At 39.1% G+C, this 12,944-nt stretch carries 9 protein-coding genes; 4 read left to right on the top strand and 5 right to left on the bottom strand.

Features of this window, described 5'->3' with window-relative positions; all coding sequences use genetic code 11:
- The first annotated feature begins 178 nt into the window (after positions 1 to 178).
- From H0W62_03490 to H0W62_03500, 3 genes are all read left to right on the top strand, one after another.
- Positions 179 to 2,716: an ATP-dependent Clp protease ATP-binding subunit gene (locus tag H0W62_03490; GenBank protein ID MBA3647606.1), complete on the top strand. Its 2,538-nt coding sequence runs from the start codon at positions 179 to 181 to the stop codon at positions 2,714 to 2,716.
- Positions 2,717 to 2,964: 248 nt separating this feature from the next.
- Positions 2,965 to 3,204 (top strand): hypothetical protein, encoded by a 240-nt coding sequence (locus H0W62_03495; GenBank protein MBA3647607.1) that lies wholly within the window; start codon positions 2,965 to 2,967, stop codon positions 3,202 to 3,204.
- On the top strand, positions 3,201 to 3,785 hold the full coding sequence (locus tag H0W62_03500; protein ID MBA3647608.1) for an HD domain-containing protein: 585 nt from the start codon (positions 3,201 to 3,203) through the stop codon (positions 3,783 to 3,785). The genes H0W62_03495 and H0W62_03500 overlap by 4 nt, the downstream gene beginning before the upstream one ends.
- On the opposite strand, the gene H0W62_03505 is transcribed toward H0W62_03500, so the two are convergent.
- The 4 genes from H0W62_03505 to recN all read right to left on the bottom strand — a co-directional run bounded on the left by H0W62_03505 (position 3,782) and on the right by recN (position 9,755).
- Positions 3,782 to 4,243, bottom strand: coding sequence for a Crp/Fnr family transcriptional regulator (locus tag H0W62_03505; GenBank protein MBA3647609.1), 462 nt, complete (start codon positions 4,241 to 4,243; stop codon positions 3,782 to 3,784). The two genes, H0W62_03500 and H0W62_03505, sit on opposite strands and share 4 nt — an antisense overlap.
- A gap of 35 nt (positions 4,244 to 4,278) precedes the next feature.
- Positions 4,279 to 7,041, bottom strand: a complete 2,763-nt coding sequence (locus H0W62_03510) for a HEAT repeat domain-containing protein (protein ID MBA3647610.1) — start codon at positions 7,039 to 7,041, stop codon at positions 4,279 to 4,281.
- Between the two features lie 143 nt (positions 7,042 to 7,184).
- Positions 7,185 to 8,009, bottom strand: coding sequence for an SDR family oxidoreductase (locus H0W62_03515; protein ID MBA3647611.1), 825 nt, complete (start codon positions 8,007 to 8,009; stop codon positions 7,185 to 7,187).
- 87 nt (positions 8,010 to 8,096) lie between these two features.
- Positions 8,097 to 9,755: a DNA repair protein RecN gene (recN, locus tag H0W62_03520; GenBank protein ID MBA3647612.1), complete on the bottom strand. Its 1,659-nt coding sequence runs from the start codon at positions 9,753 to 9,755 to the stop codon at positions 8,097 to 8,099.
- Positions 9,756 to 10,032: 277 nt separating this feature from the next.
- Between recN and H0W62_03525 the strand changes: the two genes are divergently transcribed.
- Positions 10,033 to 11,466, top strand: a complete 1,434-nt coding sequence (locus H0W62_03525) for a gliding motility-associated C-terminal domain-containing protein (protein ID MBA3647613.1) — start codon at positions 10,033 to 10,035, stop codon at positions 11,464 to 11,466.
- Positions 11,467 to 11,510: 44 nt separating this feature from the next.
- Here H0W62_03525 and H0W62_03530 read toward each other — a convergent pair whose 3' ends face one another.
- Positions 11,511 to 12,944: an alpha-amylase gene (locus tag H0W62_03530; protein MBA3647614.1), complete on the bottom strand. Its 1,434-nt coding sequence runs from the start codon at positions 12,942 to 12,944 to the stop codon at positions 11,511 to 11,513.

The following is a 12,944-nucleotide window of genomic DNA, read 5'->3' on the forward strand; positions in this document are numbered from 1 at the left end:
TTTTTTATTACATTTTCATTTAAATCTATTTTAGCAGACATTAGACATATTTTTGTTGAAAACAAATCCACTGCGCCGTCAAATTTGTAAATAACTTTAATCTTGTTAATTTAACCCACTGTAGCCTGCCATATTGTTCATGAAACATTCTTGGTTCGTGCTTTGTTAAACTATATACATGGAAGCAAAATTTTCACCTAAGGTAAAAGAAGTCATCACCTATAGCAGAGAGGAAGCTTTGAGGCTGGGTCATGATTTTATTGGAACAGAGCATCTGTTGCTGGGGCTTATTCGTGAGGGAGAGGGACTTGCAATCAAAGTGTTAAAATCGATGGATGTCGATATTATTCTTCTTCGCAAGGCAATAGAAGATTCAATACGCGACAGGGCCATTCACAACCATAATGTAAATGTGAATAATCTGCCACTTACCAAACAGGCAGAAAAAGTTTTAAAGATTACTATACTTGAAGCAAAAGTGCTGAAGTCAGATACTATTGGCACTGAACATTTAATTCTTTCTATACTGAAAAACAAAGATAATGTAGTTTCAGAGGTGCTTTCCCGGTTTGAGCTCGATTATGATGCCTTTAAATCAGAGCTTGATTTTTTACAGCAGGAAATCAAGTCAGAAACGCCTCATGAGCATCAGGAAGAAGATGATAGCTTTGAAGAGGAAAAATCACGCGGAGGAAGCACTACCCGCAAAGCTCCGGCAGCAAAATCGAGGACGCCGGTTCTGGATAATTTCGGAAGAGATATAACCAAACAGGCGGAAGAGGGAACGCTGGATCCTATTGTTGGGCGCGATATTGAAATTGAGCGGGTCTCTCAAATCTTAAGCAGGAGAAAAAAGAATAACCCCATTCTTATTGGTGAGCCGGGTGTAGGTAAAACAGCAATTGTAGAAGGCCTTGCTTTAAGGATACATCAGCGCAAAGTTTCGCGTGTCTTATTTGATAAGAGAATCGTAATGCTCGATTTGGCGGCCCTGGTAGCAGGTACTAAATACCGTGGCCAGTTTGAAGAGCGCATGAAAGCGATAATGAATGAATTGGAGAAGAACCGCGATGTAATACTGTTCATCGATGAGATTCATACCATTGTAGGTGCAGGCGGCGCCACTGGTTCCCTGGATGCATCTAACATATTTAAACCAGCCCTTGCGCGCGGTGAGCTGCAGTGCATCGGCGCTTCCACATTGGACGAATACCGTCAGTATATTGAAAAGGATGGTGCACTCGATCGTCGCTTTCAAAAAGTACTGATTGATCCGCCTTCAGCTGAAGAAACGATCATTATTCTTAACAACATTAAAAGCAAATACGAAGACTTCCATAATGTATCTTATGTGGGCGATGCCATTGATGCCTGCGTTAAGCTGAGTAACCGCTATATAACGGATCGTCTATTACCCGATAAGGCTATTGATGTAATGGATGAGGTTGGCGCGAAGGTTCACTTAAAAAATATTCATGTTCCTCAAAGCATCCTGGATCTCGAAAAGAAAATAGAAGATATTAAGGTTGAAAAAAACAGGGTGGTAAAAAGTCAGCGGTATGAGGAAGCTGCTAAATTGCGTGATACAGAAAAGAAATTGATAGAAGAACTGGAGCATGCCAAGAACATGTGGGAGGAAGAAACCAAAGTAAAAAGATATCCTGTTACAGAAGAAGATATAGCTGAAGTGGTAGCTATGATGACGGGTATTCCGGTAAAGCGTGTTGCCCAGAGTGAAAGCCATAAATTATTGAATATGGCAGATGAGCTTAAAGGCAGCGTGGTTGGTCAGCAGGAAGCCATTCTTAAAATCACGAAAGCTATTCAGCGAAACCGTGCCGGCCTCAAAGATCCCAAAAAGCCAATTGGCTCATTTGTGTTCCTCGGACCAACGGGTGTAGGTAAAACAGAGCTGGCTAAAGTGCTGGCACGCTATCTTTTCGATAGTGAAGATGCTTTGGTTCGCATTGATATGAGTGAGTATATGGAAAAATTTTCCGTGTCCAGATTGATTGGTGCTCCTCCAGGATATGTGGGATATGAAGAAGGCGGTCAGCTTACTGAAAAGGTCCGGCGCAAACCTTACTGTGTCATTCTTCTCGATGAAATTGAAAAAGCGCACCCCGATGTTTACGGCATTTTGTTACAGGTGCTTGATGATGGAATTTTAACAGATGGCTTAGGTAGAAAAGTGGATTTCAAAAATTCACTGATCATCATGACTTCCAACATTGGTGCCCGCCAGTTGAAGGATTTCGGACAGGGAATTGGATTTGCGACGGCTACCAAAGAAGACCAGGCTGATACCCATTCGAAAGTAGTGATTGAGAATGCGCTTAAGCGTACCTTCTCTCCTGAATTTCTGAATCGTATTGACGACGTGGTAATATTTAATTCTCTTACTAAAGAACATATCTTCCAGATTATAGATATCATGCTGAAAGATGTTTATAAACGTATGACTAGCCTCGGTTACAAGCTTGATATCTCCGATAAAGCAAAGGAATTTATTGCGGAACGTGGCTATGATTCTAAGTATGGTGCAAGGCCATTACTGCGTGCAATTCAAAAATACCTGGAAGATCCATTGGCGGAAGAATTGCTTAATTCTGCGATGAAGCCCGGCGATACAATAGTAGTAGATTTAGATCCTGCAGATAGTGAAAAATTAAAGACCATAGTATCTCTGCCTAAAGAAGAGAAGATGGACGCGTAGCAGATAAATAAATAAAATTAAGTTTAGAGAGCCCTTCAAAGAGGGCTTTTTTTTTAGGACATTAGTTTAAATAAGCACTTTATCATGCAATATTGAAATGCATACTTAACCGCTAAATCACAAATCAGCATATACAGGGTTAGAGTTTTTAGATAAAATGCTTGGAATTCAGTCTAAGAATTAAAGTAATATTTTGATCGCGGTAAAGGAATTCCTATTTTTCAAAAAATACACCATGCCTAAAATAATTGTTCCCGGCGGCAGGGTTGCAGGTAAACACTGCCGCACGCATGCAGCAAAATGGGGAAGCCGGTCAGATCAACATCAGTGGCACTACCCATGATCTGGTAAAGCATCGCTTCCGTTCTGTTCCTCGAGGGCGAATTGAAGTGAAAAACAAGGGATTGATAGAAATGTATTTGTTGAGGGAAAAAAATAAAACTGATAAAAGAACACTAGCAATTATTGATAAATTTTACTACGAATGACAGACTATATTTCGGCAGAACAGTTTATCCTCAGCAAGCTGAAAAAGGAATTACCCCAAAACCTAACTTACCATGGGTTGCTTCATGTATATGATGTGCTTGAGGCGGCAATGAGGATAGCTGGGGCAGAGAAAGTTACTGAGGAAGAGCGGAATTTAATTCGCATTGCCGTGGTCATTCATGACTCAGGATTTATAACACTTTACCGGGGGCATGAGGAAAAGGGATGCGATCTGGCGCGCCAGATCTTGCCGCAATACGGATTTAGCGGGCAACAGATTGAGACTATTAATGGAATGATAATGGCAACACGCCTTCCACAGCAGCCTCACGCAAAATTAGAGCGAATTATAGCAGATGCCGATTTAGATTATTTGGGAAGAGAAGATTTTTATACTATAGGTAATACGCTCTTTTCAGAATTTATAGAATATGGTTTCGTAAAAAATGAGCGTGAATGGAATGAACTTCAGCTGAAATTTCTGCGAAACCATCATTACCATACCTCTTATTGTAAAAAGCTGCGGGAAGGTGAAAAGCAGCAGCGCATTCTGGAAATTGAAAAACTGCTGAATGATTAAGTTGACGGAAGCGCTTGGCCCATCTCAAACAACTTCTGATTTATAGCACGGATTCTTCTGCACAAAATTTTTAAAATACCCTGCACCACCTCTGGCCGCGATTCAAAAAGGTCATACATTGGTTCCTGGTCAAGCTTTAGTAAAAAACAATCTGTGGCTGCAGTGGCCGTGGCTGATCGTGTTTCAGGATCCAGTAAGGAAAGCTCACCAAAAAATTCCTTTTCATTAAATGTAGTTAATGTTTGCCCACCCTTGTGTATCCTTACTGAACCACGGAAGATAATGTACATACAGTTGCCAATATCCCCTTCTTTAAATATAATAAAACCGGAAAGTACTTCCACCTCTTCAACCAGATGTGCGATCTCAGCCAGAATGGTCTCCGGAGTGTCGGCAAAAATGGAAAGTGATTTAAGCACAATTACTTTCTCAATTAAAAGGAGCTTTGGCGTTTGCATTATTTTTTTGAAAAGTGTGTTTAAGTTGGTTGCAGTTATGACATTGCTCTTGCATCCAAAGCAAAGTTGGCTATTTCCCTGAGTAATGCATTCACAGAAAACCTTAATGGTTCCAATAGATAAACATCTACCGGTGCTTTCTTTTTTACCATAGAATATATTACACAGGCTTTGGTCCATGAGGCATAATCATGAGACTTATCGCGTAATATATCGTCATAAATAAGCGATACGGAGAGATAAGGTTCCCGGAAGCTTTTTTTCAGTTCTGCACATATAAGCCCTATATCTTTCTGCTCGTAAAGGCAAATAAAGGGATGAGAAAACTCCTTAACCGTTATCTGATCAATAAGCTCCAATGCATTCGCAATACTTTCACGAGTGTTTACCTTAAGTCCTGTTTTTGCCCTCTGGATTTTGTCACCATCGTAAAGCAATGTAAATACCGATAGCAGTTGATCACGAAGTGAAGCCAGTTCAAGGTGCAACGCGTTTATCAGTAATTCACTTTCGCTTTGCTGCTTCAGAAATAATATTTTAAAGGGTAATTGTACTGCAGCTTCAAGATAATTCCGTGCAATGTTTTCATACTTATTCTGCAGCGCATGGTTGACATGAAATCTGGAAAGATGCAGTGCATGTAATATCTGGCTTTGACACAATGGTAACTGATCGATCATAAGATCAAGTATACGATGCGATTCAGACCCGCCGTTCATACCAATGATATTAATAAGCTTACCTGCAGATTCATTCCTCGGATTGTTAAGAATAAAATTTGCGATAACAGGAACCGCAGCGATTCCGCATGCTTCAAGCATTTTAAAAACAAGGGTTTTATTTTTTCCTGCGAAACTTTTAAGAATAGTTTCTGCAATCTCAGGACTTTTCATCCTGCGTGCAGACTGCAAAGCAGTTCGAACCACCTCATCATTTGGATCATTGAGAAGATTCAGTATTAAAGGTTGCAGCGTTTTATTATTTATTTCACCAAGAATTTCTGCTGCACATTTCCTGTTTATTGGATTTAGAGAAGAAGCAAGCCGACGGAGTTTTTTTTCAGCCTCATCAAGTTGCAATGGAAATCTTCCATTGATAATTCCGCTTATGGCCGCACAGATAATTTGGGGATCTTCATGATGAAGATACGGGCTAAAATCAATAATAGATTCTATGTGCGAAAGCATTCTAACGGCAGCGGCCTTAATACCGGGATCCGCATCTTCCCTAAAGAGATAATGAAGATGATTGTTTGCTTCCTGTTTTGAAATTTCTGCTATAGCGTTTATCGCCTCATGTTTTACTATCGGACTGGAATGCTTCAATCCGATAACAATTAAATCACTTTTGTTTGCGAGATGCTGATTCTTAATTAACCTTAAAACAAAGGCCGCATCACTTTCATCATTACCAGCAACCTTTTCTCGCAATACTTCAAAAGATTCTGCATCGCTAAGCTGGATGTCACGCTCATTTACGGAACGGTTACGGATAGCAGCGCTTAGTGTGAGGATATAGTTTTTATCAGCACTAAAAATCCAGATTATCCATAGCGAAATCATTACAAGTATTATCGCGCTGAGGATACGAAAATTGAGATTGTTATCGAAATGATAAAGTACATAAAGCAACACTCCAATAATAAAAAAGGCGACCGGATCCATAATCCCTTTCATAATCGTGTGACCCTGCAGTCGCTGGTGAAGTGAAAGCGGCTGGAGGGTGGCCAGCAGTACAGGAGACTGTATGGCAGAGCGCAAAACCTCGATTATGATTGCCATGGTACCAAACAGATAAAAAAGAACATTGTCATTTCCAAAGAAAGAAATAACTGCTATAATTGCAACTATAACAGGGGTGATCAGGAGAGAACGAATGATTCCATACTGGTTAACAATACGGTTACTGAAAAGAACCTTGATAATAAGTGTGATTGCGGTGCTTGCTGCAAGAAACCACGCAATAAATTCAGCAAGCGAGCTGTCAGTTTCAAATCGCTTTTTAACATATCCATAGAAAACAAAATTGACTATGAGAAAGCAGCAAAGGGTGAAAAAAGAAATGATAGCCACCTGCCTTATTAATTTGTTTCCCATAATCAGGTTATAGAATTCTTTTGCCGAATTGGAGGATGTTGTATGCACTGTATGCGGAACATGTAATGTGTGTAACTCCGTTTGAAAAATATCCAGGGAAATTAAACGGTGAAAAAAAAGGAGTGAAAGAAGCGATGCCCCTGAAGCTATCCACAATAATTCCTGACTACCGATCTGGTGCACTAAAGCTGCTGCCACAAATCCAATAAATTTAGCCGGGATATCCCCAGCACTTACAATGGCAAATAACCTTCTGCTTTGACGTACATCAAATAAACGGGAAGCAAGGCCCCAGAATTCCAGGTTATTTAAAAGGTACAGCACATAAAACCAGGCAAGCATCACGTAATAAAACCATCCAGATTCATTGCCTGAAATGAATAGCATAAAAAGGAATATGCTCAGGGCATTGAAAACTAATACGCCGAGGGTAATATGTTTTACTGACAACATATTTTCCAGTTTATTGTATAACCAGCCGAAAAACCAGAGCAGAAAAGAGGTGAGAATAAAGACTTTCGAAAGCTCTGAAATTGGCAGCTCTGCCTGTTTGAGATAATTTATAAACAGCGGGAAAGATGATGTTAAAAATAGTGCAATGGAAGCTCCCTGAAAAAATTCGAAGGCAAACATGCGGGTTACCAATACCCATTCTTCATCCCGAATGAGCAGCAATCGTTTAAAAGCAGCAGGGACTTGCAACGGTATATAGTTTAGATTCCCTCCACGAAAGTAATAAATACGGTAACCTGCTTTTGCAGAGATAGGAAAATAATGTAATTTATGGTTCTGCAATTTCCAGCTATCGCATTAACCGCATCGGTTACTGTAAACGTTTGGAAATCCTATTTCTCTTCCATATTCCTGAACATCTCCAGAATCTTTTCACTTACTCCCGTATTGGAGTAACCCCCATCATGAAAAAGATTTTGCATGGTTATCTTTTTGGAAAGATCTGAAAACATGAACACACAATAGTTAGCGCACTCTTCTGCAGTGGCATTACCGAGAGGAGACATTGCTTCAGCATAATTAAAAAAAATATCAAAACCGGCTACACCTGAGCCTGCAGTAGTATATGTGGGGGACTGGGAAATAGTATTGATTCTAACTTTTTTCTTTATGCCATAGTGATATCCCCAGCTTCGGGAAACAGATTCGAGCAACGCTTTTGCATCTGCCATGTCATTATAATTAGGAAATACGCGCTGTGCAGCCATATATGTAAGAGCAACTATAGATCCCCAATCACAAATTGCATCAAGCTGGTAAGCAGTCTGAATTATTTTATGAAAAGAGGAGGCGGAAATATCCAGAGTTTTTGCAAGAAACTCATAATTCAAATCAGTGTACGGTTTGTTCTTTCGCACATTGGGCGACATTCCGATGGAGTGCAAAACAAAATCTATTGGTCCTCCATGAATTTCGATCGTTTTCTGAAAAAGTTTTTGAAGGTCGTCAGTGCTCGTTGCATCGGCAGCAATCACTTCAGCATTCGTCGCCTTTGCAAGCTCTGTAATCTTCCCCATGCGCATAGCAATGGGAGCATTCGAAAGCGTTATGGATGCACCTTCCTCAAAACAGTGCATTGCTACCTTCCAGGCAATTGACTGTTCATCTAAAGCGCCGAAGATTAATCCTTTTTTCCCTTTCAGTAAGTTATATGCCATTTAATCTTGTTTTGACAAATGTAATTTATGAAATCGGATTGCTGAAACATTGGATCTATCAAGGTAATCAACAACCTCAATCAGGCTTTAATTAAGCAATTCTTTTGCGCTTTCCAGGGCGGCTGCGGTAACTTTTTCACCGCTTATCATTTGTGCAATAGCTTTTACCTTTTCCTGGGCGTTGAGTTCTTTAACACGGGTATAGGTTCGTCCTTCCAAAAGCTCTTTATATATAAAATAATGCATATTTCCCTTTGCAGCAAGTTGGGGGAGGTGCGTAATACATATTACCTGGTGTTTTGAGCTGAGTTGTTTAAGGATTCTTGAAACCTTCATTGCCGTTTCTCCTGAAATACCTGAATCAATTTCATCAAAAATAAGAGTGGGTAAGGAGGTAGAAGCTGCAATAAGCGATTTAAAACAAAGCATTAAACGTGATAATTCACCACCTGACGCAATTTTTCGGATCTCGTGAAATTCGCTGCCTTTATTTGATGCAAACAGGAATTGAAAATGATCGAGCCCAAGAGAAGTCATCTGATTTTCACTGAGCATCCTGTGATTAATTTTAATTTGTGCGTGAGGCATACCTACTTCTTTCAGCATACTGTTCACAGTCTGTTCTACCCGTGTAACTTCTTTCAGACGGGCAGCGGAAATTTTTTGCGATACTTCAATTAAATGCTTTTTTTCTGATGTTATTTTTAATTCCAGGCTTTTTAGTTCTTCAGTCTGCAGGTGTATCGATTCAATCTTAGTTCTTAAGTTGTTTGCAATTTCTAAAAGATCTGAAACCGAATTTACATGATGTTTTTTCTCGAGCCTGTAAATCGAATCAAGCCGCTGCTGTATTTCCTTAAGTCGTACCGGATCCATTTGCAATTCCATCTGCCTTTCATCGAGTTCGGAAGCAATATCATCGAGCTCAATCCGGCAGCTGTCCAGCCGGTCAAGTAACTGGTCTGCCTGTGCGGAATATTTTTTTATACTATTCAGAAGGCTTGAAACATCTTTTAATTGTTTTATTATAGAGATCTCTCTGTCTGCAAGCAATTGACTGGCAGATGAAAACTGCTGTTTGATCTCTTCAGCATGTTCCAATTGCTTTTGTTCTTCTTCGAGAAGAACCTGATCGTCTACTTTCAGAGATACTGATGAAAATTCTTTAAGCTGGAAATTTAAATAGTCCAGTTCTTTATTTTCACGGATGTTTTGCTCATCAAGCTCTTTCCACCTTCTTAAATGAGCCTGGTAATCCTGGAACAGACGTGTAAAATTTTTTACAGCATCTCCCTGTTTTGACAATGAATCAAGTAATAGTAATGGGAAAAGTGAAGAATTCAATTCCTGGGATTGATGTTGGCTGTGCATATCAACCAGCTGGTCGCCCAGTTCTTTCATGACAGAAAGGTTTACCGGAGTATCGTTAATAAAAGCACGTGATTTTCCGGAAGCAGAAACTTCCCGCCTGAAAATAAGCCGTGCATCTTCATCCAAATCATATTGCTTAAAGAAGCCACTTAAATTTAAGCGGCTTGCATCAAAATAACCTTCTACCACACATTTTTTTTCACGGTCAAAAAGTACACTCTGATCTGCCCGTTCTCCAAGTACAAGTGACAAAGCCTCCATAACAATTGATTTGCCTGCACCCGTTTCCCCGGTAATTACGGATAACTCTTCTGAAAAAAATAGCTCCAAACGTTCGATGATCGCGTAATTTTGAATGAGGAGTTTCAAGAGCATAAATCAAAATTAGGTAGCAGAACCCGATTTAAACAAGTATAGATAAAGAATTAACAATTAGGACGAATTTTTATGCACGATCAGCCATAATTTAAGTAATCTGCATTATAGATAGTAACAAGTCTTTACAGCGTTGAGGCCATATTTAATTCTTAGATAAAGTTTTAATGAAAGTTCAATATGTAAATGGATTGATATCATCTAATAGTTCAAGCTTTTGATAGTTCAAGCTTTAAAATTGGGAATTAGAAAAAATATATTCTTTATTATACTTCTAATGCTGGGCGGAAGCAAGGTGCAGTCGCAAAATCTCGTTCCAAATTTCAGCTTCGAGAATTATTTTCATTGTCCAAAAGGATTTAATTCTATGGATACTTCTGCAGTTATATTTCCATCCGTAGATCGGTGGTATAATCCAAATAATGGTACTGCCGATTATTTTAATGTTTGTGGAGATGAGCTTGACAGTATTCCTTTAAATGTTAATGGATTTCAATATCCCCATAGCGGCAATGCTTATTGCGGTATCATCTGTTATTCGTCAGAGATTAAAAATTACCGGGAATATCTGCAGGTAAAGCTTCTTAGTGCTTTGGAGGGCGGAAGAATCTATTGCGTACAGTTTTATGTTTCTAACGCAGGTGCACGGATTTTGAATGAAGCTTCGGGCCTCTTATATTATAAATCTTATGCTATCAATTCTTTAGGGATGAATATATCACAGGGAAGGCCAGTAAATTATAATATAGGAGATAATATTCTAAGAATTTCGCCGCAGATAGTCAATGATAAAGATAGCATACTCGAAGACACACTAAACTGGACATTGGTATCCGGTCTGTACTTTGCGAAAGGGGGTGAACAGTATCTTACTATCGGCAACTTTATTAGTGACGATAACCTTAATAAAAAAATAATTGCAGAAGGAAACGGACATGAAATATATTCCTTATCCTATTATTTTATCGATGATGTTTTTGTAGTACCGACAGACATCATTTTCAAAGATATAGGACCCGATACAAGCCTTTGCAAAGGAGATTCAATGTTGCTTAATATCACCAATCCCCTGGCAACAGGTTATTTGTGGCAAGACGGAATTACTAATCCTATTTATAATGTCCATGAATCAGGCGAATATCTTGCAAAAATATTTTTTGGCGATTGCGGCAGCATTTCGGATTCTTTGAAAATTAACTTTGTTTCTCAACCGCAAATATTTTTAGGAACCGATACCTCCATTTGTGAATCAACTGCATTAAACCTTAAAGCTTCCGTTGAAGGCAATGCGCAGTATCAGTGGCAGGATGGATCCGGCAGTAACTTTTTCACTGCTTCTGCCAGCGGTACCTACTGGCTAAATGCAACGAATGAATGCGGAAATGATCAGGATACCATCCACCTTGATTTTATTAATTGTAATTGCAGAGCGGTGGTTCCTAATGTTTTTACTCCTAATGGAGATGGTGTGAATGATTTTATGAAGCCTGTTATGGAATGCAATGAACTGACTTCCTATAATTTGAAAATTTTTAACCGCTGGGGTGAATTGGTTTTCGAGACCAATAATGTAAGCGACGGGTGGAATGGAAGGTATAAAAGTCAACCTGCAGAAACAGGCACTTATATATATTTGATCAACTACAGTGGTATGATAGAAAGCCGCTCTCTTTCGAAAACTAAAAGTGGAAATTTTATTTTGATGAGATGATTACTTTCATCCATAACCTTTGCAGCATTCCTCTATGTTACGGATTACTGCGTGAGTATTTTTTCCAGGTCTGAAAGTATATTCATGTAATAAATGGCAGCATCATAAGGAGAATTAAATGGCGAAAAATATTTATGTACATCACCATCCGACCAGAATTTTGTACTCATATAATAAAAATGATCTGATGTTTGCAGCTTTCCCCAAACTTTCAGCAGGTCTGCATCCTGAGTTTGCTTTACCGCATTTTCCAAAGCATAAATTCTGTTAAAAGCTTCCTTTTGCATTTCATTTTCATTCCAGGCTGAAATATCCCTGTCCGCATCAGCCCATGAAGTATAGTCAGGAACATCGTAAATGTCCCGCACAGGATATAATTCCAATACTTCGGAAGCGGTTCTGAAATGAAAGTCAGGATGCTTTAAAATCAATGGCGGTAAATTGCTAATAAAATTGAAGATGCCTGTTTCTTTCCATTGATGCTCGCCAAAAGTTTCATAGTCCATAAATAAATTTATAGTTTCAGCGGCGCCTGCATGCTTATGGATCCAGTTTGTAAACTTCTCTGCGGTAAGCGGCCAGTGTTCCCATCCGCTGTTCGAGAACCTGAAAGCAATGTCATCGCTCAGCCTGTAATTTTTCAGTAACAATCCAAAATTCTCTTTGCCCGGAACTGCAAAAACCTGGTTTGGTGAACGACCGTTCAGCCATTTATCTGCACCTTCACACAGCATGCCTCTGTATCCAAGGCCCGCTATGTGATCAGCAATATCATTGTTGAAAATAAGTTCTGTATTTCTGAATATGGTTGGTTCTGCACTAAACAATTCTTTTACTTTATCATGGTGCATTTGTACCTGCCGGTCGAATTCATTTTTAGAAAAGATATAACTGAGAGAATGATAATAAGTTTCTTCTAAAATTTCAACGTATCCGGATGCCACCAATGCCTGAAACGATTCCAGCACATCCGGGCGGTATAATTGCAATTGTTCCAGTACTACACCTGAAAAAGAATAAGTCAGCTTGAATTTACCCTTGTACAGCGAAAGTAATTCCAGAAACTTTTTATTGGCAGGCAAATAACATTTTTCTGAAACCTGATTTAAAATAGCAATATTCTGTTCGTAATTTTCATAGAAGTGATCATTGCCAATATGTGTAAAGCTGTATTCCCTTAAGCGAAAAGGTTGATGGACCTGGAAGTATATACATACTGCTGTGCCTGAATTATTTTCAACTTTTTTTATAGCACCTTCTCCCTGATTTTCTGTCCTTATCCCACCGGTTTGCAAATACTTTTTACCAGGTATAAAACTTGCACTTTTTTCTTCCAGGTTATCAACTTTCTCTTTTTTGTCAGCGGGTCGTGTAATTTCATTATTGGTTACTATGGCATCTGATTTATTTTCCGGATTAAACAAAGGCAGTGACTGATCGCTCTTCCTTGCCGGTTTATTATTTTTTTTATTATTCAT

The sequence above is a fragment of the Chitinophagales bacterium genome, assembly GCA_013816805.1.
Taxonomy (GTDB): Bacteria; Bacteroidota; Bacteroidia; order Chitinophagales; family UBA10324; genus MGR-bin340.